We start from the raw sequence: 22,723 nt of genomic DNA on the forward strand, positions 1-22,723 counted from the left end.
CTTCAGATGATCTTCGCCGACATCTGATCTACAGGAGTCCGTTGCACGCCTCAGCCGATTGACAAGAACCGAATCCCCTTAACTACCTGGCCTTGCGCCCCCGTCACGCGCGGCGCGCAGGCGGCCACCGCCCTGGCCGCCTTCCTGACCGCTCTTCACCAACCCGCCCCCGAACAGGTGGACACCGACGGCCAGGGCCGCGGAGGACCGCTGGCCGGCTCCTCCAAGTGGGTCGCCCAGCAGCTCGCCTCGGCCACCGAGCTGGGACTCATCCCCGACCCGGACGCCGTCCGCGCCATCTGGGAAGATGCCGCCGCCGCGCCCGACTGGGCCGGCCCGGCGCTGTGGCTCCACGGCGACCTGCATCCGGCCAACGTCCTCACCGCCGACGGCACCGTCTGCGGCGTGATCGACTTCGGCGACCTGTTCGCCGGCGATCCGGCCTGCGACCTCGCCGCCGCCTGGACTCTGCTGCCGGACGGCACCGCCGACCTCTTCTATGACGCTTACCAGCCGGCCCCGGACGCCGCGACCCTGCGCCGCGCCCGCGGATGGGCCGTCATCCGCGCCCTGGTCTGCCTGCACGTCGGCGACGCCGGTGTCCACGGCCGGCCAGGCGGCAAGGCCACGTGGGGCCCACCCGCACACGCGGCACTGCGACGCCTCATCGCCACGGCCCATCGCTGACCCACCTTGCTCGGCATGCCGGGGTCTACTCGCCTGACGGGCCTTGAGGACCTTCATGCGACTGACCAGCAGGTTCGCTTGACAACCCCGGACAATCCCTGCAGCTCCTCGAGCGCTGGGCGGGCGTAGCCCGGTTCGACTACAACGCCGTCAGCATCGTCGGGCCCCGTAACCGCGTCGACAAGATCGTGGGCCGACTGCCCTCTGATGCCCTGAGAACGGGAGTCGCAATAAGTTGTGCGGCGTTTCCCGGACGTCCTCTTCGCCGCCGGTGGAGCCTTCGCGGTAGGTATCCGGCCGACGTCGTAGTCCGACAGTGCGCTGCGGTGGCGTGAGCGAGCCGGACGAACTGTGCCCCGCTCGCTCTGCCGACCACGTAAGGGGGAGGCGCGGCCTCGGCGCTGTGACCTGGCGCTCTACCACGGGACGATCTCGCCATGACGATCCAGGAACTGCAGGCCGGGGGCGCCTGCCTGCGCTTCGAGGACGTCGACGACGGCCGGGATGCTCTCCTGGGCGGTAAGGGGCGCATCGGGTCCGCCGAGCCGGGTCTGATTGTGGCCGGGGTCGATGAGCAGCTTGGTCTGTCCGTCGTCGGCATGGCGGGTGGCGTAACTGCGCATCAACTGGTTGAGCGCGGCCTTGCTGGCCTTGTAGAGCTCGAAGCCGTCCTCGGTGTTTCGCGAGATGCTGCCCTGCTCGGATGACATGACGGCGACGGTTCCGCCGGGCGCGACGAGTCCGCGGAGGGCCTCAAGAGCGCGCAACGGGCTCAACGCGTTAGTGATCATCACCTCGGTGAACATGTCGGTCGAGACCTCGTCGATGGGCAGATTGCCTCGGTCGATTGCGGCGTTGACGAAGAGCAGATCGAGCCGGCAGCCGGCCAGGCGCTCGCGCAGGGCGGCCAGCTGTTCGGGGCTGGTCATCTCCAACGATTCGACCTTCAGCTGTCCATCCCAGGCATCGGCATTCGCTTGCAGCTCGCCGCCGCTCCGGCGCGTCGTGGCGATGACTCGCCAGCCGCGTCGAGCGAGCTCGTTGGCGAGGACGAGCCCCAACCCTCGAGAGGCTCCGATGATGAGAGCTTGGCGGTTGGACATGGCGGACACGTTCACTCCTTCGCGGTGGGGAAATCTAATCTAGACTGGACGTTGCGTCTAGACAACGGACCGCGGGACTGCTGACCGGTATTGTGTCCCGCATGCCCGCCGCGAACTCTCAGCCCCGCAGGGCGCGTTCCGGCCCCCGGCGTGACGAGGCCGCCCGTCTGGCTGTGCTTCATGCCGCGGACGATCTGCTCGTCGAGCACGGCTTCGGCGCTCTGACCATCGAGGCGATCGCACGTCGCGCCGGCGTCGCCAAGCAGACGATCTACCGCTGGTGGCCCTCGAAGGTCGAGATCCTCCTCGACACGCTCATCGAAGACAGCGACAAGATCCTTCCCGTCCCCACGGAGAAGCCCACAGCAGAGAGCATCCGTGACTACTTGCACGGTTTCGCGCGATTCCTCACCCGCGACCCTGCCGGCAAGGTCCTGCTCGCACTCATCGCCGAGGCGCAGCACGATCCCGACACGGCCAAGAGCCTTCATACGCGCTATCTCGGTCCACGCCGTCAACAGGAACGTGACATGCTCGCGCGCGGAATCGACGCCGGAGAGATCTCGCCCACCCTCGGCCCCGACGCCACGATCGACGCACTTGTCGGCCCGATTGTCTATTGCGCCCTGACGGGGTCGAGTATCCCCCATGGTCTGGTGGACACCCTTGTCGAAGACCTGCTCAGGCCACGCTCCGACTGAGTGTCCGCTCAGCCGGGCGCCCTGTCCCTGACTTCGAGGCGAGGGCCGCCCCGCTCCCGTACGTCACCATCAGCGATGAGCTGCACCGCGATGTGCCGGTCGGGTCCGTGGCTGCGGAAACGTCCGATGTGGCGTTGTCGCGCCGCTGGGCGCCAGAACGCCCGGACCGAAACGCGTCCTCAGCGGGTAGCCGGGGTAGCGCACCGGGACCTGCGGTGCTGGGCCGCCGTCCGTACGTAAAGCACCGACCGCCCGGCCCGCCGCCGCTCCACCAGCCCCGCGTCCAGCAGGCCCCGCAGATGCCGGCCCACCGACCTCAGCCCCTGGCCGGTCACGGCGACCAGTCGGGTGGTGCTCATGGGAGTCCCCAGCAGCACCAGCACTCCGGCCTGGCCTGGTTGTGTCGGGCGATGCCGAGACGTCGTAGGCATAGCCGGTGATCAGTTGTACCGCGCGAGTGGCCAGGCGATGTCGGGGGTGGATGGCGTAGGCGAGTTCGGCGTCGCGGCCATGATCTCCGGTTCGGGCGAGCAGGATCTCGCCTTTGGGCCCATACCCGTCGGCCTGTAGGTCGCCAGCGGTCCACCCCCGCAGGACGAGTCCGAGCCAGATGAGCCGGAGGTCGGTGTGTCGTCTGCGGTCATGACGGCATGCCGGTCGGATTGTCGGCAAGCACACAGGCAACGGGCGGCTCGAGTTCGAGGGTCTCGACCCGGAGATGGGTGAAGCCGGCCTGGGTGAGCAGGTCCTGGAGCTCTTGGGCGGCTCGGGCCGTGGTGTCCCGGGTGGCACCGGGGCAGCGGGGCTGGCTGACGAGCGCGATGCGTCCTGCCGGGCGGAGCAGGCGGCGCAGCTCGCGAAGCCGATCCACCGGGTCCGGCCAGAACCCCACGGAGTTGACGGCGAGGATGGCGTCGAGCGGATCGCCGAAGCTCGGCAACTGCTCTACGGAGGCCTGCGTGAGGTGCACGCGGTCGGCGCGGACGGCGGCGGCGTTGCGACGGGCGGCCTGCCGGACCATGGCCTGCGAGTGGTCGACGCCGAAGACGTGGCCCCGGGTGGCGCGGCCGGCGAACTCGGCGATGGCGACGCCGGGACCGAAGCCGATCTCGAGCACCCGGTCGGTGGGCTGCACGTCCAGCAACGACACCGCCCAGACGTTGCGCTTGCGGTTGGAGGGGCGATGAGCGAACATCCGGCCGACCGCCCACCCGACGATGCCCCGGGGGTGATGGGCCTGGCGCACCAATTTTCTGATCACGCGTTGCTTGAGAGATGTACCTGCTGTCTGCATGATCGCCAGTCAACGGCTTCAAGTATGCTTGAAGTCAATGGGTGAGCAGTTGACGATCGGTGAGTTGGCGAGCCGCACGGGTGTCGCCACCTCCGCTCTGCGCTACTGGGAGGAGCTCGGCCTCCTTCCGGCACCGGCTCGGGTCTCAGGCCAACGGCGTTATCCGCCATCGGCGGTCGGGCTGGTCGGTGTGGTCTTGTTGCTGCGAGATGTCGGTTTCACGTTGCGCGAGGTCAAAGCGTTCATCGCGTCTCGTTCGCCGGCGGGCGACAGTTGGCGGGAGCTGTACCAACGCAAGCTCACCGAGCTGGATCAACGGATCGCCCAGGCCCAGGTGGCCCGCACCGCCATCGCCCATGGCTTGGCCTGCCCGCACAAGGACATCTTCGAGTGCTCCAACTTCACCGGCGGGGTCGCGGCGTTCCTGGCGGGATGTTCACTCGAAGAGGCCCACGAAGAGGTTCATTCGCACTGATCTTGCCGTCGGGATAGGCGCCCTCACTGCTGGCGCGACGGCTCTGGATCAGCTCGCCGATCCTCATGCGGCCGCTGGAGCGCCGGCTTCTGTGGCGGCGAGTGTCCTGCTCTCCGGGCGTCAGGTGGACTGCCGGAGGGGGCGACCGGTGAGCCCTTGCCCGGTGTCTCCTCGCCGTTCGCCATGGCGGCCCCGCTCACGGGCGACGGCCTGGCCCTCCCGCCGCGCCGGGCCCGGAGGGGTTGGAGATCCCTCGTGATGACGCAGCTCCTCGGCGATGGTGAGCAGCTCTGTGGCACCCCGGCCCCGCCGCTTCATCCGCTTTCGCGACCTCCGGCCGCACCTTATTCCGAGTGCCGATCTTCTCCGAGAAGTCCGGGTCGCAGCCCGCTGCGCGGAGGGAAAGCAGCTGACTCCTCATCTCTGAGAGCCGCTTGGGGCTAAACGTCCCGGTATTTGTCCCGGACCTCGGAGAGTGGCTGGAAGCCGGCTGACTTGTAGGTGGCGACGGCGCCGACGTTGGAGCTCGGGGTGCAGACGATCGCGCTCGACGAACCCAGCTCCTGGAGTGCGGCGGCCGCGGCGACGCTGATCGCCTTGCCGTGGCCGTGACCGCGATGTTCCCGGTGCACGCCCATCGGCTCGAGCAACCCGGGCTTGCCCGGACCGGCCGACCACACCGTCACCACCGCCACCGCATCGCCCTGGTCGTCGTACGCGGCCAGACACCGGGCGTCGGCGTACGGCAATCCGGCCGCCATCGCGTGCCAACGCTCTTCCGTGAACGTCGACCTGTCGAACGATGCCAGCAGCACGGCAGCCCACACGTGCGCCTGCTCCGGCCCGACCACCTCGATCCGCACGCCTGGATCCTTCACCGGCTCCGTGAGATCGCGGCGCAGCGGTGTCCACGGCTCGTCGGTGCTCCAGCCGTTCTCGAACAGCACATCTTGGACAAGTGCGGACATGGGCGCTTCGACGTTCACCTTCCCCTCGATCAGCACGCCGCGCTCCGGCTCGGTCACGTCCTCAACCAGCTGCTGCGCCAGCTCCTCGTCCTGCTGGGCGTCCGGCGCGATCGTCAGCCGCAACAGATCGGGCTGGTCCAGCAGCCCGATGGCGAGAATCTGTCCGTCCCGGCTCCACGTCCGGATGGCCGCGGCCGTTGCCTCCACACCGAACCGCCAGAACCAGCCCAGGTCCCCCGGATGCAGTTGCATCGGCGCCCCGTCGTACTGCCACTCCCGCAGCACGCCCACAACCTCGCTCAACCCGTCGACTTCCGGCTCACCCAGCACAATCGCCATAGTCCCGATCACACACCACCGCACCGGCAGTCCGCACCTGGTTTCCGGCCGGTCGGCGTGGTGAGGATCCGGGAGGTTTGAGTGGTTGTACTGAGAACGCGACTCTGGTGATCAAGAGCAGCGAGAAGGCCGGAGTACGGATCTCGAAGAAGGATCCGGCGTACCCGGAGGGGTGGGTACGCACTGCTGAGCGTGATACAGCTGCGCCATGACCGTGATGCCGTCGGAGCCGGCATGGTGCGGCTGCTGATCGGTCTTGATTTCCCGAGAATACGGCGTAGAACGACCTAAACACCCCGCACAGCACTTCGTAACCTCAAGCGGTAATTATCGGACGCATATGATCAGGACCTGGATGCAGAGCGAGGGACAACCGGGCCACATGATGTAACCTAGAGTAATCAAAATGTCACTCTGCGTGTATAGGCGGTGTTGTCATGGACGGTCTGGCGCCGATCCTTAAGCTAGTGCTCCAGCTCCTGGCGAATCTGGGCCTCGGCGGCTGACGCAAGACGGGCGATCGGCTCCAGCCGCACGCATCGGCTGGAGCCGGACGCCTACCAGGCTCGAACGAACGGACGAACCGCCGTCGCCCGACGTATGCGCGGCCCTCATGGAGTAGCCCGCCGCCGAGGAGTCCCCGCGCCGCTGACCATGACGCACCCGGACGGCGCTATTCTTCGCCCGCGCCCCCACCGAAGCGAACAACACCCCGAGCGGCCCCTCATGCTGGTGTAGTTCGCGGCGGGCGCACTGCTGCCGGGGCTCGTGGGCATGCTGACCGGGGCCGTCTCCACCGGCGGCGACCCGCGCAACTACACGGGCAGTTCGGGGGCGACGTACTTCCTGGCCGCCGCCCTGCTGTTCCGCGGCCGCGCGGGAGAGGGTGCTGGCGCTGACGGTGCCCGCACTGAGCTTGGTGACGTGGCAAGCGCACGTGTGAGTACGTGGCGGGCAGTGTCGTCTGGGGACCGGCGCCTGCTCCACCCGGACCGCGCGACCTGCAGAGCCCGTCGCGTACGACGGTGGCGGCCCTGGCGAACCTCTTCGCCCGCGTCAGCCGAACGTGATCGACTGCAGGGCGCAGTTCGTGAGCCACGGGCCGGGATAGACCGGGCCGGTGCTGCAGGCCCAGGTCGCGGTCACGGTCGTCGTTCCGGCGGGGATGGCGGTCATGGCGCTCGCCCAGCCGTAGTCGCCGTACTGGTGGCCGCTGCGGCATATCGCGGCGATCCCCACCGAGGTGGTCCCGCCGGCTGCGACACGGCGACCGCGCCCGCCCCGCAGGCCGTCACCATCAGGGAACCGAGCGCCAGCATTCTCCGGACCGGCTTCGTGGCGAACATGGGGCTCCTCCGTTCCTGCGCCTGTCTCCCACCGCACAGCGAATCCAGCACCTCGCCGGGCGCCGGGTCAACATGCGCGCCATCGGGTGATGTACTCCCGAGGGGCGCCCGCAGGCAGCGGCGGCGGAAATGGTTGAAAGTTTCAGTGCACTGGGCCGCTACTCGGCGAGGCCAGGAACACGGGTCCCGCCTGACGAGATGGCCAGGCACATGGCGGAGGCAGACGTCGAGCACCCAATCGACTTCCCGGCACTCGTCCGCGCGATGCGGGCCCGTCCGGCGCCGCCTCCGAAAGGCGGCGCCGGAGTAGGTCAGACCGAATACGTGCAGGTCAGCGCCTGGCTGGCGCCCTGGGCGTGGCCGAGGTAGGTGTAGGTGGGGTTGAAGTACGCGCACGCGGCGGAGGCGCTTCCGCTGCCGGTGTAGGTCATGCCGGTGCCGCCGGTGCTCCAGCGGTAGCAGCTCAGGCCGCCGTTGTAGAAGCCGATGGTGGAGGAGGAATTGACCTTGGCGGAGCAGTAGTCGCCGAGTGAGAGCGGACTGTAGGTCACCTCCACGGTTGCCGCCTGCGCTGGCGCGGCGGAGATGGACAGCGCGCCGAGACAGGCGAGCAGGCCGGTGAGAAGGGCAGAGACACGACGAGTCACGAGGACCTCCGGGCAGTAAGGCGCCGAACCGATGAGGCAGGGCGTCACGCGCAGCAGGAGCGTGATGGAGCATCGCGCGCCGCGATACGCTGTATTGATCGAAGTATTAAATAGGAAAGCTTCCTATGCAATAGGTCGAGATCAACGCGGTGGCGGCCTCCACAAGTCGAGCGCCGAAGGCGACATTGGCCGCCCGGAAGGCTCTCGGCTCGTGGACGGTGAAGCGGGCGTCGAGGAAGGCGCGCTGGTGATGGTGTAGTACGTCATGTCGACGTGGTCGCCGCCACTCTGGACAAACCACTTCATCGGTTCGAGGCGCGGATGTTCGGTTCAGGCAGGGTGGCCGGGATCGATGCGCTGCCGGTCCTCACTCGAACCAGCGGCCACGGGCAGCTTTCCGCCCGCTTCAGCGATTGCCGCCCCGGCCACCGCAGAGGCGCTGCACGCCGCCCTGACCGTGCTCGACATGACCACCGAGAGCGGCCTCGCCTGCCGGCCTGCGACACCGCGCTCACCGACGAGGCCGTCCATCCGGCCGCGGCGTTCCAGCTCGCCGGCTACCGGAACGTGATCAGACGCCTCCGCCACGGCTATTACCGCGAGGACGCTGTATGCCCGGGCCCGCCGGCGACGGCTTTCGATTGTCATCTCGTGAATTTTCTGGATAACCCGCTCGATCGCAAGCGTTGTCGCTCCGATCAGTCGAGGGGGAGCGTCAAGTCGTCAGTCTGGGACGTCCTTGATGTCGTACTCGCCTCCCTCGGCGCGCACGGTGGTGCCGCCGTCATGGGTCCGGTTCGCCGTGGAGGCGGTGGCGGTCCAGGTCAGGGCGGCGGCCATGGCCAGGGTCGCCGCCAGCGTTGTCGTCCGCGTTCTCATGCGGGCCACTCTGGCAGCCGTCACTTGGCGATCACTTGGAGCTTATTTTCGGGCGACCGAAAACTGAGGCTTGAAAACGGAAATGGCAAAGCGTCGGATCCCGACCATAAGGTGGACCCCTGCCATTCCGTATGTGAAAGGGTGACGATGGCCGAGACATTGTTCGATGAGGACTATTTGCGTGACCCGCATGCCGTATTCGGGCGGCTCCGCGAAGGACGCCCCGTCTACTGCACCGCCACCCCGCAGGGCGTACGGGTCTGGGTGGTGAGCCGGTACGAGGACGTCAAGGCGGCCTGCACCGACCCGCGCCTCAGCAAGGACTTCACGAACAACCCGGACATGATCAAGTCGAACGAGCTGGAGGGCGGCGACAGCAGCGGCTACGAGGCCGTGGTGCCCCACAACATGCTCTTCGTCGACCCGCCCGACCACGCGCGCCTGCGCCGGCTGGTGGGCAAGGTGTTCACGGCGGGCCGCGTCCAGGCGTTGCGCCCGCGTGTCGAGCAGATCAGCGCGAGCCTTCTGGACAAGGTGGGCCCGGAGTTCGACCTGCTGCACGACTACGCCGTGCCCCTGCCCGCCATGGTGATCGGAGAGCTGCTCGGCATCCCCGAGAACGACTGGCCGCAGCTCATCAAGTGGTCCAACACCACCATCGAGGGCGCCGTACTGGACCCGCAGGTGGTCGTGCGGGCCGCCACCGAGTTCATCACCTACCTCGCCGAGCTCTGCGAGGCCAGGCGGGCCGAGCCGGCCGATGACCTGTTCAGCGCCATGGTGCAGGCCCAGGACGAGGAGGGCGCGCTGAGCGGGCGGGAGCTCGTCGACACCGCGTTCCTGCTCACGGTCGCCGGCCACGAGACGACCGTGCACCTGATCTGCAACGGGATGCTCGCGCTCCTGCGCCACCCCGACCAGCACGCCAAGCTTCGCGAGGACCCCGGCCTGCTGCCGGCGGCGGTCGAGGAGTTTCTCCGTTACGACGGGCCGGTCAGCACGTCCACCCTCAGATTTACGAAGGAGCCCGTCACCATCGGCGGCACGGAGATCCCGGCGAATCAGCTCGTGCTGGTGTCCTTCCTGTCGGCCAACCGGGACGCGGCGCAGTTCGCCGCCGCCGATCGCCTCGATGTCACCCGGGCCCCGGGCCAGCACTTCGCGTTCGGCCACGGCATCCACTACTGCCTCGGCGCCCCGCTGGCCAGGACCGAAGGCGCGGTGGCCTTCCGCCACCTGCTGGAGCGCTTCCCCGGCCTGCGGCTCGCCGTCCCCGAGGAGCGGCTGGCCTGGCGTCCGGGGCTGCTCATGCACGGCCTGACCAGCCTCCCCGTACGGAGCTCATGAGGCGACGGCCCGCCGCCTTCGCGGATTCGACGCTGGTGTCCGGGTCGTGGATCATGGAGGGCCGAGTGGGTGAAAGGTGCTGTGCATGCGTTACCGTCTGCTGGGCCGGACCGGGCTCAGGGTCTCCGAGCTGTTCCTCGGCGCGATGACCTACCGCGAGGTGTCGCCGGAGGCGCGGCGCATCTTCGACCTGTACGCCGAGTCCGGCGGCAACGTCGTCGACACGGCCTCCATGTACGGCGAGAGCGAGAACGTCGTCGGCGAGTTGCTCCAAGGACGCCGCGACCGTTTCGTCCTGGCCACCAAGTACACCGGCACCCGCGATCGCACCGACCCCAACGCCGCCGGCAACCACCGCAAGAACCTCGTGCTGTCGCTGGAGCAGAGCCTGCGCCGGCTGCGTACCGACTACGTCGACCTCTTCTGGGTGCACGTCTGGGACCGGCACACCCCGATCGAGGAGACGATGCGCGCGCTGGACGACGCGGTCCAGGCCGGGAAGATCCTTTACGCCGGCATCTCGGACGCCCCGGCCTGGCTGGCCAGCCGGGCCAACACCCTGGCGGAGTGGCGCGGGTGGACGCCGTTCGCGGGGTTGCAAGTGCCGTACAGCCTGCTGCGTCGGGACGTGGAGCGGGAGCTGCTGCCGATGGCGCAGGCGTACGGGATGAGCGTGGCGGCGTGGGGGACGCTCGAGCGCGGCGTGCTGTCGGGCAGGTACAACGAGCCCGGCGCGCCGGCCTCCCGCGTGTCGCCCGACTCCCTGAGCGAGCGGGACCGGGCCGCGGCGCGCGCGGTCGTCGAGGTAGCCGGCGAGCTGGGCGTCACGGCCTCGCAGGTGGCGCTCGCCTGGGTGCTCGGGCGTGGGGTGCATCCGATCGTCGGGGCGAGCAGCGCGGAACAGCTCAAGGACAACCTGGGGGCGTCGGGGGTCGTGCTGCCTGAGGAGGCGGTGCGGCGGCTGGAGTCGGCGGTGGAGTTCGAGCTCGGCTTCCCGCGTGACTTCGTCGATGAGGTGGATCGGAGCCCGGCCATCTACGGCGACGCCGTTCACCTGCTGGACGGCCGCTGACCCCGGAGCCCTTCCGCCCCGGACCCGCCGCGCGCCTCTCGGCGCGGTGACGCAACGACGCTCGGGCCCGTTGGTCAGGGGGTCGGGGTGGCGGTGGGGAGCAGGGTGCGGGCCAGGCGGTAGGCCTCGGTGAGGTCGTCGCCGCGGTAGTCCAGGGCGGCGAGGTCGGCGAGGTGGTGGTCGGCGTTGACGGCGACCGTGTGCGGCAGGTGGCGGAACAGGGGCGCGTCCGACATCGAGTCGCCGTAGGCCAGGCACTGGTCGCGGCCGAGCCCGAGCCGGTCGCGGGTGCTGTCGGTGATGCGGACCTTGTCGGCGGGCGTCAGGACGCCGGCGGGGTCCAGGGGCGCGGTGAAGGGCGGGGGCGGGAAGCTGGAGGCGGCGACCTCGTCGAAGCCCAGCTCCAGCAGGTGGCGGGCGAAGAAGTCCGGGGCCATGGTGATGACCAGGGAGTGTTCGCCGCGGGCGCGGATGTCGGCGCAGACCTCGGCGATGCCGCCGAGCCAGGGGGCGGCGGCGTAGGCGGCGGCCACGACCTGGGGGGTGAGGTCGGCCCAGAGGCCGGGGAGGGCGGCGGAGAAGCCGCGGGTGTCGAGCTCTCCGGCGGCGAAGCGGGCCTCCATCTCGAGGAGTCGCGGCGTGGTGCCGGTGTGGCGGGCGATCTCGAGGCTGGCGGTGGATCCGGCCAGGAGGGTGCCGTCCATGTCGAAGATATGCAGGATGCCCATGGTTGCCCGATTATGTCAGGGCATCCCGCTCGGGGATCAGCCGGTTCGCAGCTTGCGGAGGGCGCGGGAGATGCCGTCGAGCGCGGCGTCGAGGTAGCCGGCCTGCAGGCCGTGCGTGATCCTCAGGTGGTGCTCGACGCCGAAGTGCGCGCCGGCGCCGACGAGGACGTCACCGTGCTCGCGGATCGCGTGGGCGACCTCGACGCTGGGGCGGGGCAGGTGGTAGCGGACGAAGCCCAGCGCGGTGGCGTGCGGCGGGACGACGGACAGCAGCCCGTCGCTCCCGTCGATCCACTCCTGCAGGCGCGCGTAGCCCTCGCGGATCAGGGTGCGGTTGCGGGTGAGCAGGCGGTCGATGGTCGCCGGGCGCAGCGCGACCTCGGCCAGGTGCATGGACAGGCTGGCGGCGGAGATGGTGGCGTACTCGTGGCGCCGCCAGGCCGCCTCCGTGAGCTCGGGCGGGGCGACCAGCCAGCCCAGGCGCAGGCCGGGCAGGCCGAAGGCCTTCGAGAGGCTGCCGACGCACACGACCTTGTCGTAGCGGCCCCAGAAGCTCGGGGTCACCTCGTCGGTGAGGCGTTCGGTGCCGCGGTAGACCTCGTCGGCGAGGATCCAGGCGCCTACGCGGTCGGCGGCCGCGACGACGGCGTCCATCTCGGATGGGGTGAGGATGGTGCCGACCGGATTGTTGGGGTTGGTGACGGCGACGAGCTTGGTGCCCGGACGCACGGCGCGGTCCAGGGCGTCGAGGTCGGGCCGCCACTGCCGGTCGGGGTCGAGGGGGAACGGGTCGACCTGGGCGCCGGCGTTCAGCGCGCAGCCGCGGACCTGGCGGTAACCGGGCTCCATGACGACCACGTGGTCGCCCGGGCCGACGAGGCCGGCCACGGTGATGGCGTTCGCCTCGGCGGCGCCCACGGTGACCAGGACGTTGCCGGCGTCTGCGCCGTGCCACCCGGCGATCAGGGCGCGCAGGGCGTCGGTCCCGCCGACCGGCGGGTAGTGCAGGTCGGCGGCCAGCAGGCGGTCGAGGGCGGCGGGGTCGTCGCCGATCAGCTCGCCCAGGGCGACCGGGTGGCAGCCGCTGTCGGCGAGGTTGTGGGCGACGGTGTGCTCGTAGCGGGACTGCCACTCTTCGAGCTCGAACGGGGTGAAGGACATCACGGCCTCTCAGAGGGTGAGCAGCAGGCGGGCGACGGCGAGGTCCTCGATGCCGAGGCCGACCGAGCGGAAGAAGACCGGCCGGTCGCCGGTGGGGGCGGGGCAGGCCCCGGTGAGGAGTTCGGGGAGGTCGCCGCGCAGGTCCGCGGCGGACCACAGCCCCTGCTCGGCGGCGATGGCCATCTCGCCGGCCGTGGCGGTGACGGTGGGCCGGTGGTCGCCGTAGGCGTCCATGGCGGCGAGGGCCTGAGGGGCGATCTCGTGCGCGCGTGGGGCGTTGGTGCTGATGGAGGTGACCACCGTGCCCGGCCGGAGGCCGGCGGCGTCGATCACGGGCTGGGCGGCCGAGGTGCACAGCAGCACGACGTCCGCGTCGGCCACGGCCTCCTCGGCGCTGCCGGCCACGGTCACGCCCTCAGGCGCGGCGGACGCGGTCAGTGAGGGGGAGTACATCCGTACCGAGGTGAAATCGCGTACGGCGCGGGCGTAGCGCAGGTGCGCGCGGGCGACGGGGCCGGATCCGATGACGGCCAGCGTGGCCGCGCCGGGCCGGGCGAGCTCGTCCACGGCGAGGACGCTGGTGGCCGCGGTGCGCTCCACCGTGAGCGCGCCGGCGTCGCACAGCAGCAGGGGCCGGCCGGTCCGCGTGCTCAGCAGCAGCGTCCACGCGGTGACCACGGCCTTGCCGCCGGGCTGGGGCAGGTACGGCGAGACCTTGACGCCGTAGGCGTCGCCCTGCGCCGCCTGGTAGGCGATGACGTCGCCGCCGCCCGGCAGCAAGGTGACGGTCTGGGGCGGCTGCGCCGCCTTCCCCCCGGCGAGTTCGGTGAACGCCGCCCGGAGCGCGTCGAGCACGCGAGCGGCGGGCAGCTCTGGCAGGATCTCCAGTACGGGTACTCTAGTGCTCATAATGGGAAATATAATGCACATTGCGGGAGGCGGCGTGTCAACACCACCCATGGACTTCATCGAACGCCTCGGCCGTGAGGTGCGCCGCCGCCGTCAGGAAGCGGGCCTGACCGTGCAGGAGCTGGCCGAGCGCGCCGGGCTCAGCCGCCGCATGCTCACCCAGATCGAGCAGGGCACGGCCAATCCCAGCCTGGTCACCGTCGACAAGATCGCCCGCGGCCTGGGCGTCGACTTCGCGACGCTGACCGGGCCGTCGGGAGCCGATCCGCTGCACGTCTCGGAGCCGGTCGAGGTCTGGCGCAGCCCCGCCGGCAGCCGGGCTCTCCTGCACGTGGCCAGCGCCCGCCGGGGCGGCCCCGAGCTGTGGGAATGGACCCTCCAGCCCGGGGACCGCTATCAGGCCCAGCCCGACCCCCGGGGCTCGGAGGAACTGATCCTGGTCACCGCCGGCACCCTGATCCTGGACGTCGAGGGCCGGTCGGTGAGCCTGGCCGCCGGGGCCTCCGCCCGGCTGGCCAGCGACCGCCTCTACGGGTACGCGGCCCCCGGCGACGGCGTCGCCTCCTTCGTCCGCGTCGTGGAGCTCGGCCGCTACCAGGCATGAAGAGCCTGCTACCAGGCATGAAGAGCCTGCTACCAGGCGTGAAGGCTGCTACCAGGCATAGGCCTCCGGGGCGGGGCCGGGGCCGGGGAAGATGTCGTCCAGCGTCGCCAGCTGCTCGGCGTCCAGGTCGACCTCCAGGGCCCGCTGCGCCAGGAACAGGTGCTCGTCGGTACGCGCGCCGACGATCGGCGCCGTGACCTCCGGCTGGTGCAGCAGCCACGCCAGGCCGATCACGGCGGGATGCTCCCCGAAGGCGTCACACGTCTTCTCGTAGCGCTCCACCTGCGCGCGGTGGCCCTGGATCGCCGACGCGGCGCGACCGCTCCTGCCCCGGGCGGCGTCCTGCTTGCGCAGCAGGCCGCCGAGCAGCCCGCCGTGCAGCGGGCTGTACGGCAGGAAGCCCATCCCCAGCGCCCGGCAGGCGGGCAGCACCTCGAGCTCCACGGTGCGCTGCGCCAGGCTGTAGATGCTCTGCTCCGAGACGAAGCCGAGCAGCCCCTGCCGCTCCGCCGTGTGCTGTCCCTGCATGATGTGCCAGGCCGCGTGGTTGCTGGTGCCGAAGTACAGGACCTTGCCCTGCTGCCGCAGCAGGGACAGCGCCTCCCAGATCTCCTCCCACGGCGTCAGGCGGTCGACGTGGTGGAGCTGGTAGAGGTCCACGTGGTCGGTCCTGAGCCGCTTCAGCGACGCCTCGCACGCCCGGACGAGGTGCCGGGCCGAGAGCCGGATGTCGTTGACCCCCGGCCCCATGGCGCCGTACGCCTTGGTGGCCAGGACGATCTCGTCGCGGCGGGACGGCGTCGCGGCCAGCCACCGGCCGATGATCTCCTCGGTCCGGCCCTTCTCCGGTTCGAGGCCGTAGACCTGCTTGTTGGCGTCCGCGCCGTACACGTCTGCGGTGTCGACGAGGTTGATGCCGCCGGCCACCGCGAGGTCGAGGATGCGGTGCGCGCTCTCCTCGCCGGTGACGGGGCCGAAGTTCATGGTCCCGAGGGCCAGCCGGCTGACACGCAGGCCCGACCGGCCCAGCTGTACGTAGTTCATCCCGCGTCCTTGAAGCGTTCTGGAGAGAACTTCTCGATGTCCAATTCGGTCCGGCCGTCGAGCGCGAGCTGGGCGCAGACGAGGCCGACCGCCGCGCAGTGCTTGAACCCGTGGCCGGAGAAGCCGCCGGCGAAGACCACGCGGTCGGTGCCGCCCACGGTGCCGATGATGAAGTCGCCGTCGGGCGTCTTGGAGTTCATGCAGGCCGTGGCGTGGGCGACGCGGGGGTCGAGCCCGGGGAAGGCGCGCCGGCAGAAGTCCTCCGTGGGGGCCAGGTCCTGCGGGGACGGGGGCTCCCAGTTGTCCTCCGGGCGGTCCAGCCAGCGCTTCTTCACCGTGCCGCCGACCCCGACCTTCACGCCCTGGCCGTCGACGTCGGGGATCCCCCACCCGTCGAGGTCCCGGCTCTCCCTGACGAACACGGGGAAGCTGTCGGGCCGGTAGTCGCCCTGGTCCTGCCGGGCCTTGAACCAGGCCAGGCACGAGCGCTGCGTCCGCAGCGGCAGCTCGACCCCGGGCAGCAGGTCCAGCCCCCACGCGCCGGAGGCGAGCACCACCCTCCTCGCGGTGAACGTCTCCTCGCCGGTGACGACCTCGACGTGCCCGTCGGCGACATGCAGAGCGCGTACGGGACTCTCGGCGTGGATCCGGGCGCCCGCGCGCCGCGCCGCCTCGGCGGCGGCGGTGACGCATGCCTCGGGGTGGAGGACCCCGGCGCCCGGCTCGTACACGGCCACGTCGTCGTCGAACGCCGCGTGCTGTGGGAACCGCTTCCCGAGCTCGTCCGGTTCGAGGTATTCGTAGGTCACCTCGCCCGCGGTCGCGCTGGCCAGGGCGTCCTCGATCAGCGGGCCGCCGCGCGTGCCGACGACGATCCCGCCGGACGGGGTGAACAGGGAGGCGCCGCTCTCCCGTTCCAGCCCCCGGACCAGGTCGAGGGTACGGCGGGCCAGCGGCACGTACTCCTTGCCCTCGAAGAGGATTTGCCGGTAGATGCGGGACCCTCCGTGCGAGGAGCCCCGCGAGTGGGCCAGCGGGAACTGCTCGATCCCGACGACCGAGGCGCCACGCGCGGCCGCCTGCCAGGCCGTCATCGACCCCATGGCGCCGAGCCCGATCACGATCACGTCAAGCATGTGTGCTCCATTTCTGACATCACAGCACCTTGGACAGGAACGCCCGCGTCCTCTGGTGCCGCGGGTTGCCCAGGACCTCCCGCGGGGGTCCCGACTCGACGATCAGTCCGTCGTCCATGAACACGAGGGTGTCCCCGACCTCCCGGGCGAAGCCCATCTCGTGCGTGACGACGATCATGGTCATCCCGTCGTGGGCGAGCTGCCGCATCACGTCCAGGACCTCGCCGACCAGCTCGGGGTCCAGCGCCGACGTCGGCTCGTCGAACAGCATCAGCTTCGGGCGCATGGCCAGCGCGCGGGCGATGGCGACGCGCTGCTGCTGGCCGCCGGACAGCTGGCCGGGGTAGCTGTGCAGCTTGCCGGCGAGGCCCACCCGGCGCAGCAGCTCCTCCGCGTACTCGGTGGCGGCGGGGCGCGGCTCCTTCTTCACCAGGCACGGGCCGAGGGTGACGTTCTCCAGCGTGGTGAAGTGCGGGAACAGGTTGAAGTTCTGGAACACCATGCCGATTCGCGCCCGCTGGCGGCACACCTCCTTCTCGTGCAGCTCGTAGAGCGAGTCCCCGCTCTGGCGGTAGCCTATGAGCTCGCCGTCGACCCACAGCCGGCCGCGGTTGATCGTCTCCAGGTGGTTGATGCAGCGCAGGAACGTGCTCTTGCCGGAGCCTGACGGGCCGACCAGGCAGAGCACCTGCCCTTCGTCGAGGGTGAGGTCGATGCCCTTGAGCACCTCGTGGCGCCCGTAGCTCTTGTGGACGCCCTGGGCCTCGACCAACGTGTTGCCGGACATCAGCGTGCCTCCTCTGATACGGTCCGCCGTCGCGAGAAGAGGTTGCGGCGCAGCCGGGAGCCGTACGAGGCGGCGGTGTCCGAGCCGGAGGAGAAGCGGCGCTCGACCCTGGTCTGCAGCGCGGTCAGGATCGAGGTGGCCAGCAGATACCAGATGCTCGCGACGATGAGCAGCGGAATGGTCTGGAAGTTGCGCCCGTAGATGACCTGCACGCTGTAGAGCAGCTCCGGGATGGCCAGCATGCTGATCAGCGAGCTGGTCTTGAGCATCGCGATGGTGTTGTTGCCGGTCGGCGGGATGATGACCCGCATCGCCTGGGGCAGGATGATCTTGCGCATCGTCATGCCGCGCGACATGCCGAGCGAGCTCGCCGCCTCGATCTGCCCCTTGGGGATCGACATGATCCCCGCGCGGACGATCTCCGCCATGTAGGCGCCCTCGTTGAGCGCCAGGCCGAGCACGCCGGCGATGAACGGCGTGATCAGGACGTTCGCGTCCAGCGTCGCGAACATCGGCCCGAACGGCACGCCGAGCCCGATGACCGGGTAGAGGGCGCTGAGGTTGAACCAGAAGATCAGCTGCACCAGGAGCGGGGTGCCGCGGAAGAACCAGATGTAGGCCCCGCTCGTCCACGACAGCACCCGGTTGGGCGAGCCGCGCATCACCGCGAGGACGACGCCCAGGGCGATGCCGATCGCCATGGCGATGGCGGTGAACTCCAGGGTGAGCAGGAGACCGTGCAGCACCGTTCCGTCGAACAGGTATTTGGCGACGATCTCCCACCGGTAGCGCGGGTTCGTGAGCAGCGAGTTGACCAGCATCGCCACGAGCACCAGCACGACGCCGGTGGCGACCCACCGCCACGGGTGCCGGGCCGGGATCGCCTTGATCTCCGCGGGCTCGGTCCGCCCGGGAGAGGTCTGCCGGGTGGTGTCCGTCGCCATGTCAGGTCACCGCGGGGAAGGGCGGTCGGGGAGTGCGCATGGGCTAGGCACATCCTTCCTTGATCGGCTGCGGGAAGATCTCGTCACCGTCGCCGACCTGCTCGGGCTTGGTGAAGATCTCCGACTTCTCGATCGCGCCGTCGACGACGCCCCACTTCTCGGCGATGCGCTTGTAGTGCCCTTCCGAGATCAGCTTCGTCATCGCCTTCTGCAGGACCTCGTTGAGCGCGGCGTTGCGCTTGGGGACCGCGATGCCGGCCAGGCTGTGCGGGGTCCGGTACGTGCCGGTGACGCAGAGCGCGCCCTCCGACTGCTTCGCGGCCCACTCCACGGCCGGCTTGTCCGCGCTCACCACGTCCGCGCGGCCGCTGGACAGCGTTAGCACGACCTGGTTCTGGTCGGGGATGCGGATGATCTGGACCGGTTTCTTCCCTGCGCCGGCGCAGTACTTCTCGGCCTTCTCCAGCCGCTCGACCTGCGTCGTCCCGCTCTGGACGGCCACCCGCAGGCCGCAGACGGTGTCCTTGAAGTCGTTGGCCTTGATCCCGCTGCCCTTCTTCACCAGGAAGCCGCCACCGCTGAGGTAGTTCGAGACGAAGCCGACGACCTCGAGCCGCTCCCGCTCGATCCCGAACCCGGCGATCCCGATGTCGTACCGGCCCGCTTCGAGGCCCGGGATGATGTTGTCGAAGGAGGTGTTCTTCCAGTCCACCTTCAGCCCGAGGACCTGCCCGAGCGCGTCGCCGGTGTCGATGTCGAACCCGACCAGGGTCTTGTTGTCCTCGGCGAAGAACTCCAGGGGGGCGTAGGGCGCGTTGGTGCCGATGATGAGGGAGCCGCGGCCGCGGATCTCCGCCGGGACCGCGGCGGCCAGCTCGGCGTCCTTGGCGATCGCGGCCGAGGAGCCCGCCGCGCCGGCCGTGCCCGTGGTTCCCGTGGTGCCCCCGGTGCCTGTGGTGCCCGTGCCGGAGCCGCTTCCGCAGGCGGCGAGGGGGAGGAGGAGGGCGCCGGCGAGGACCGCCGCGCGGGCGTGCTTGCCGCGGTTGGAGTGAATGCTCATGTGCCACCAGCCTTGCTTTTCCAGGAGGTCAGGGCTCGACTACCTGGTGTCGGACATTCTTGCTGCGCGGAGCGGCAGCTCCGCGACGACCCCCGTACGGCATTCGAGGTCACCCCCGGCCAGACCCAGCTCGGCGACGCGGATGACCGACGCCTGGCCGGCCGTGGGCACCGCTTCGCCGAAGCTGTCCGTTCCCGTCTGGACGTAGTACGTGATGCAGGCCTTGCCGGCGCCGACGGGCAGCACGTTCGGCTGGCGTGCCGTCTCGCCCGGGACCACCAGCGGGCCGCGCGGCTCCCAGGTGAGCGCGTCGCCGGACCGGTAGGCCACCAGCCCGTCGCGGCTCTCCGCCAGCATCCAGATCGCGCCGCCCAGCTCGAAGAGCGACGGGCCCTCGTGCCAGTCCTCCAGGGCCCGGTCGGCGACCTTCCACTCGTACAGGTCCGCGCTGGTGGCCCGCCAGATCGAGCCGCCCCGCGCCTCGTCCTTGAACCACAGTCCCCAGCCGCCCGCGGGCATGGGGAACACGTACGGATCCACGGCGTGGTCCGTGCCGAGGTCCAGCCTGGAGACGTGCTCCCAGTCCCACAGGTCGGCGCTCGTCAGGTGGTGCACCTGGCGGTGCCAGGGGCTGGGCCGGCCGTGCGTGTCCCACGCCGGGTCGTCCGGCACGCCCCGGATGAAGGTCACGAACATGTGGTACGCGCCGTCGTGCCAGACCACGTCCGGGCCCCAGAACGTGTTGGTCCCGCGCTCGACCGGCAGCGCGAGCGTCCCCCGGTAGAGCCAGCTCCGGCCGCCGTCGGCCGAGCTCGCCACACCCACCTGGCTGCCGTGGCAGCGGCCGATCCGCGGCGGCCCGCCGATCTTCGTGTTGGCCCGGCGGTGCGCGAACAGGCACCACCACGAGGCTTCCTCGTGGTTCCAGACGAGTACGGGGTCCGTGGCCCCGTCGTGGATGGGATCGACGATGGTCACGGCGGTCATGACCTGGCCTCCTGAACCGCGTGGGCGTGCCCGTGCTCGACGGCCGACTCGACGGCCGGCTGCAGGGATCCCCGCAGGTTGGCGTGGACGGCCGCGGTGTTCCAGGTCAGCCCGTCGACGCACCGGTCGGCGAACACCTCCGACACCCGCCCGAGCCGCCGCAGGCCGCGCAGCAGCTCCGCGGTCACCACCGGAGCCATGGCGGTGACCTCGAGCTCGGGGACGGCGCTCGCCAGGTGCACGGCGTGGGCGCCGCCCTGGAGCTGGAAGGACACCTGCATGACCAGCTCGGGGATGACCGGGTTGATCTTGCCCGGCATGATCGACGAGCCCGCCTGCACGGGCGGCAGGCTGACCTCGCCGAATCCGCCGACCGGGCCCGAGGCGAGGAGCCTGAGGTCGCCGGCGACGCGGGCGACGGCCCGGCCGGCCCGCGCCATCGCGTCGGCCACCCAGGCCAGGCCCTCCAGGGACGAGATGCCCTCGGACAGGTTGACCGACGGCAGGAGGTCCAGCCCGGTCTCCTCGGCCAGGCGCCGGATCGCCAGCTCGCGGTATCCCTCAGGAGCCCCGAGCCCGGTGCCGATCGCGGTCGCGCCGAGCGGCACGTACCGCAGCGCGTCGGCCGCGCCCTCCAGGGCGGCGGCCGCGCCCAGCACCGACGTCGCCTGGCCCTCGTGCACGAGGGCCGCGGGCACGGGGACCGCGTCCTGCAGGCAGGTACGGCCCAGCCGGGTGAGGGACTCGTACTGCCTGCCCTTCCGGTTCAGCGACTCGGCCAGGACCCGCAGGGAGCGCGCCGTGGACCGGGCCGTCACCAGCACCGCGATGTTCAGCGCCGTCGGCATCACGTCGTTGGTCGACTGGGACCGGTTCACGTGGTCGTGCGCGTCCACCCGGCGCCCGAGCAGGGCGGAGGCCCGGCCGGCCAGCACCTCGTTCATGTTCATGTTGGTCGAGGTGCCGCCGCCGCCCTGGACGACCTCCAGCGGGAAGTGCTCGTGCAGACCTCCCTCCACGACCTCCCGGGCGGCGGCCATGACGGCCTGCGCGATGTCGGAGCCGAGCACCCCGAGCTTGTCGTTGGTCCACGCCGCGGCGCTCTTGACCTGGGCCAGCGCGGCCAGCAGCGCCGGGTACTCGCGCAGGGTCTCGCCGCCGAGGCGGAAGTTCTCGCCGGCCCTGGCCGTGTGGATGCCATAGAGGACGTCGGCGGACAGCGTGAGCGGCCCCAGAAGATCATGCTCCACTCGCGTGGAGGAATCCGGCCGATCCACAGCATCACCCCTCACTTGAAAGGTTGCCTGGTAGGTTGCCAGCCAGACTTTCTTGCCAAATGGGGTGTGTCAAGAGCCGGAAATGTAAATCAGGTCGCACTTGTCCCCGCAGACGGGTCGCGAACCTGCCAGGCAACCTGACTTCCAACTGCCGCACGCGCGCACGACGAAGACCCGCCTGTCGCTACAGGCGGGTCCGATGCGCGGGGACGTGGGTCAGCCGTCGGTGGCGGCGGCCCCCAGGATCTCGTTGCGGTAGGTCAGGAGGTGCCGGCGCCACACCTCCGCCGCCTCGGCGGCGTTGCCCTCCCGGATGTGCCTGATGACCATGCGGGACTCCTCGACATGGCCGTCGCGGGCACTGGCCTCGGCCAGCGCGCGGCGCCGCAGCTCCTGCCACAACGGCCCCTCGACGTGCCGCAACGACTCTTCGAGGGCCTGTTCGAGCAGGGGGTTGCGGGCGGCGCGGGCGATGGCCCGGTGCACGGGCAGGTCGCTCGCGTAGGCCCCGGTCTCGGCGTACTCGGCCTCCAGCTTGGCCAGGGTGGTCTCGAGCAGCTCGAGGTCCTCCGGGTAGCGCTTCTCCGCGGCCAGCGCGGCCAGGGAGGGCTCGATCGCGAGCCTGGCCTCGAACACCTGCGGCGGCAGCACCTCCACGCCCCAGGTCGCCACGGTGGCCGCGGTGCCGGTGACCACCGTGCCCTTGCCCTTGTGGGACTTGGCCAGCCCGGCGAGCTCCAGGGCGGCGAGCGCCTCCCTGATGGTGGGCCTGCTCACCGCGAAGTTCTGCGCCAGCTCGCGTTCGGAAGGCAGCTTGTCGCCGGGCTTGAGCTGCTCGTCGCGGATCGCCGCGACGATCTGGTCGGCGACTTGGACGGCCGCGCTCCTCTTGACCACCGGAGTCACCGAGAACCCCGCGCTGCCACTTGTCACTACTCGATGCTCCTCTTTTGTGACCATTTGTGCGCTCGTTCACATGATATCAAGCGGCTAGGCAACCTGACACGCTGACCAACACCACCGTCATACGGAGCTCAGCACGACGTGTCGTCAAGGTCAACCACCGTAGCCGTGCTCGGCCCGACGCCCAAGGCGGCTTGGGCCACGCATGACCGGCCCGTCCACGGCTGGCGCAGGGTTTGCGTCCGCACTGCCATGACGTTGCCCACCACGGGTAGCAATAAGCCGAGGCCTGCGAGGGTGCGCACGGGTGACGAGGTTTGTGGAA

General features: G+C 70.2%; 25 protein-coding genes. 6 read left to right on the plus strand and 19 right to left on the minus strand.

From position 1 onward, the window contains the following. The first annotated feature begins 72 nt into the window (after positions 1-72). Positions 73-687, plus strand: coding sequence for a phosphotransferase (locus ACIBI9_RS20850; protein ID WP_397224182.1), 615 nt, complete (start codon positions 73-75; stop codon positions 685-687). Between the two features lie 416 nt (positions 688-1,103). On the opposite strand, the gene ACIBI9_RS20855 is transcribed toward ACIBI9_RS20850, so the two are convergent. Continuing rightward, positions 1,104-1,790: an SDR family NAD(P)-dependent oxidoreductase gene (locus tag ACIBI9_RS20855; protein WP_397224183.1), complete on the minus strand. Its 687-nt coding sequence runs from the start codon at positions 1,788-1,790 to the stop codon at positions 1,104-1,106. Positions 1,791-1,891: 101 nt separating this feature from the next. Between ACIBI9_RS20855 and ACIBI9_RS20860 the strand changes: the two genes are divergently transcribed. Continuing rightward, positions 1,892-2,491 (plus strand): TetR/AcrR family transcriptional regulator, encoded by a 600-nt coding sequence (locus ACIBI9_RS20860; RefSeq protein ID WP_397223800.1) that lies wholly within the window; start codon positions 1,892-1,894, stop codon positions 2,489-2,491. A gap of 179 nt (positions 2,492-2,670) precedes the next feature. Here ACIBI9_RS20860 and ACIBI9_RS20865 read toward each other — a convergent pair whose 3' ends face one another. Both ACIBI9_RS20865 and ACIBI9_RS20870 read right to left on the minus strand, forming a co-directional pair. Next, positions 2,671-2,850: a winged helix-turn-helix domain-containing protein gene (locus tag ACIBI9_RS20865; protein WP_397223801.1), complete on the minus strand. Its 180-nt coding sequence runs from the start codon at positions 2,848-2,850 to the stop codon at positions 2,671-2,673. A 281-nt stretch (positions 2,851-3,131) separates the two neighbouring features. Then, on the minus strand, positions 3,132-3,752 hold the full coding sequence (locus ACIBI9_RS20870) for a class I SAM-dependent methyltransferase (RefSeq protein ID WP_397223802.1): 621 nt from the start codon (positions 3,750-3,752) through the stop codon (positions 3,132-3,134). A gap of 70 nt (positions 3,753-3,822) precedes the next feature. Between ACIBI9_RS20870 and ACIBI9_RS20875 the strand changes: the two genes are divergently transcribed. Further along, positions 3,823-4,260 carry a MerR family transcriptional regulator gene (locus ACIBI9_RS20875; RefSeq protein ID WP_397223803.1) on the plus strand — a complete coding sequence of 146 codons (438 nt, stop codon included), beginning with the start codon at positions 3,823-3,825 and terminating at the stop codon, positions 4,258-4,260. A gap of 440 nt (positions 4,261-4,700) precedes the next feature. On the opposite strand, the gene ACIBI9_RS20880 is transcribed toward ACIBI9_RS20875, so the two are convergent. From ACIBI9_RS20880 to ACIBI9_RS20900, 5 genes are all read right to left on the minus strand, one after another. Then, complete coding sequence (locus ACIBI9_RS20880) at positions 4,701-5,567, minus strand: GNAT family N-acetyltransferase (RefSeq protein ID WP_397223804.1); 867 nt, start codon at positions 5,565-5,567, stop codon at positions 4,701-4,703. A gap of 1,056 nt (positions 5,568-6,623) precedes the next feature. Then, entirely contained in the window at positions 6,624-6,806 is a 183-nt protein-coding gene (locus ACIBI9_RS20885; protein WP_397223805.1) for a hypothetical protein, read from the minus strand. Positions 6,807-7,224: 418 nt separating this feature from the next. Then, complete coding sequence (locus ACIBI9_RS20890; RefSeq protein ID WP_397223806.1) at positions 7,225-7,560, minus strand: hypothetical protein; 336 nt, start codon at positions 7,558-7,560, stop codon at positions 7,225-7,227. Between the two features lie 330 nt (positions 7,561-7,890). Continuing rightward, positions 7,891-8,208, minus strand: a complete 318-nt coding sequence (locus tag ACIBI9_RS20895; RefSeq protein WP_397223807.1) for a hypothetical protein — start codon at positions 8,206-8,208, stop codon at positions 7,891-7,893. A 75-nt stretch (positions 8,209-8,283) separates the two neighbouring features. Next, positions 8,284-8,439: a hypothetical protein gene (locus ACIBI9_RS20900; protein ID WP_397223808.1), complete on the minus strand. Its 156-nt coding sequence runs from the start codon at positions 8,437-8,439 to the stop codon at positions 8,284-8,286. 147 nt (positions 8,440-8,586) lie between these two features. On the opposite strand from ACIBI9_RS20900, the gene ACIBI9_RS20905 reads away from it, so the two are divergent. Continuing rightward, positions 8,587-9,786, plus strand: a complete 1,200-nt coding sequence (locus tag ACIBI9_RS20905; RefSeq protein ID WP_397223809.1) for a cytochrome P450 — start codon at positions 8,587-8,589, stop codon at positions 9,784-9,786. Positions 9,787-9,871: 85 nt separating this feature from the next. Beyond that, complete coding sequence (locus ACIBI9_RS20910; RefSeq protein WP_397223810.1) at positions 9,872-10,858, plus strand: aldo/keto reductase; 987 nt, start codon at positions 9,872-9,874, stop codon at positions 10,856-10,858. 74 nt (positions 10,859-10,932) lie between these two features. Here ACIBI9_RS20910 and ACIBI9_RS20915 read toward each other — a convergent pair whose 3' ends face one another. From ACIBI9_RS20915 to ACIBI9_RS20925, 3 genes are read right to left on the minus strand one after another with little or no spacing between them, the layout of a single operon-like run. After that, entirely contained in the window at positions 10,933-11,586 is a 654-nt protein-coding gene (locus ACIBI9_RS20915; protein ID WP_397223811.1) for an HAD family hydrolase, read from the minus strand. Between the two features lie 36 nt (positions 11,587-11,622). Then, a complete protein-coding gene (locus ACIBI9_RS20920) occupies positions 11,623-12,747 on the minus strand; it encodes an aminotransferase class I/II-fold pyridoxal phosphate-dependent enzyme (protein ID WP_397223812.1) in 1,125 nt (374 codons plus the stop codon). A 9-nt stretch (positions 12,748-12,756) separates the two neighbouring features. After that, a complete protein-coding gene (locus tag ACIBI9_RS20925; RefSeq protein WP_397223813.1) occupies positions 12,757-13,656 on the minus strand; it encodes an ornithine cyclodeaminase family protein in 900 nt (299 codons plus the stop codon). 34 nt (positions 13,657-13,690) lie between these two features. Between ACIBI9_RS20925 and ACIBI9_RS20930 the strand changes: the two genes are divergently transcribed. Then, positions 13,691-14,260: a helix-turn-helix domain-containing protein gene (locus tag ACIBI9_RS20930; protein ID WP_397223814.1), complete on the plus strand. Its 570-nt coding sequence runs from the start codon at positions 13,691-13,693 to the stop codon at positions 14,258-14,260. Between the two features lie 48 nt (positions 14,261-14,308). Here the strand turns inward: ACIBI9_RS20930 and ACIBI9_RS20935 are convergent, their stop codons facing one another. From ACIBI9_RS20935 to ACIBI9_RS20970, 8 genes are all read right to left on the minus strand, one after another. Continuing rightward, positions 14,309-15,304: an aldo/keto reductase gene (locus ACIBI9_RS20935; RefSeq protein WP_397223815.1), complete on the minus strand. Its 996-nt coding sequence runs from the start codon at positions 15,302-15,304 to the stop codon at positions 14,309-14,311. Beyond that, positions 15,301-16,440 carry an N-methyl-L-tryptophan oxidase gene (solA, locus tag ACIBI9_RS20940; RefSeq protein ID WP_397223816.1) on the minus strand — a complete coding sequence of 380 codons (1,140 nt, stop codon included), beginning with the start codon at positions 16,438-16,440 and terminating at the stop codon, positions 15,301-15,303. Before solA ends, ACIBI9_RS20935 begins: the two co-directional genes overlap by 4 nt. A 19-nt stretch (positions 16,441-16,459) precedes the next feature. After that, positions 16,460-17,227 carry an amino acid ABC transporter ATP-binding protein gene (locus ACIBI9_RS20945; RefSeq protein WP_397223817.1) on the minus strand — a complete coding sequence of 256 codons (768 nt, stop codon included), beginning with the start codon at positions 17,225-17,227 and terminating at the stop codon, positions 16,460-16,462. Next, positions 17,227-18,171 carry an amino acid ABC transporter permease gene (locus ACIBI9_RS20950; RefSeq protein ID WP_397223818.1) on the minus strand — a complete coding sequence of 315 codons (945 nt, stop codon included), beginning with the start codon at positions 18,169-18,171 and terminating at the stop codon, positions 17,227-17,229. The genes ACIBI9_RS20945 and ACIBI9_RS20950 overlap by 1 nt, the downstream gene beginning before the upstream one ends. Before the next feature lie 43 nt (positions 18,172-18,214). Continuing rightward, on the minus strand, positions 18,215-19,231 hold the full coding sequence (locus ACIBI9_RS20955) for an ABC transporter substrate-binding protein (RefSeq protein WP_397223819.1): 1,017 nt from the start codon (positions 19,229-19,231) through the stop codon (positions 18,215-18,217). 39 nt (positions 19,232-19,270) lie between these two features. Then, a complete protein-coding gene (locus ACIBI9_RS20960) occupies positions 19,271-20,218 on the minus strand; it encodes a hypothetical protein (protein WP_397223820.1) in 948 nt (315 codons plus the stop codon). Then, positions 20,215-21,468, minus strand: coding sequence for a lyase family protein (locus tag ACIBI9_RS20965; RefSeq protein WP_397223821.1), 1,254 nt, complete (start codon positions 21,466-21,468; stop codon positions 20,215-20,217). The genes ACIBI9_RS20960 and ACIBI9_RS20965 overlap by 4 nt, the downstream gene beginning before the upstream one ends. Before the next feature lie 243 nt (positions 21,469-21,711). After that, positions 21,712-22,428, minus strand: coding sequence for a FadR/GntR family transcriptional regulator (locus ACIBI9_RS20970; RefSeq protein WP_397223822.1), 717 nt, complete (start codon positions 22,426-22,428; stop codon positions 21,712-21,714). Between the last annotated feature and the right edge of the window lie 295 nt (positions 22,429-22,723).

This window comes from Nonomuraea sp. NPDC050451 (genome assembly GCF_044458585.1).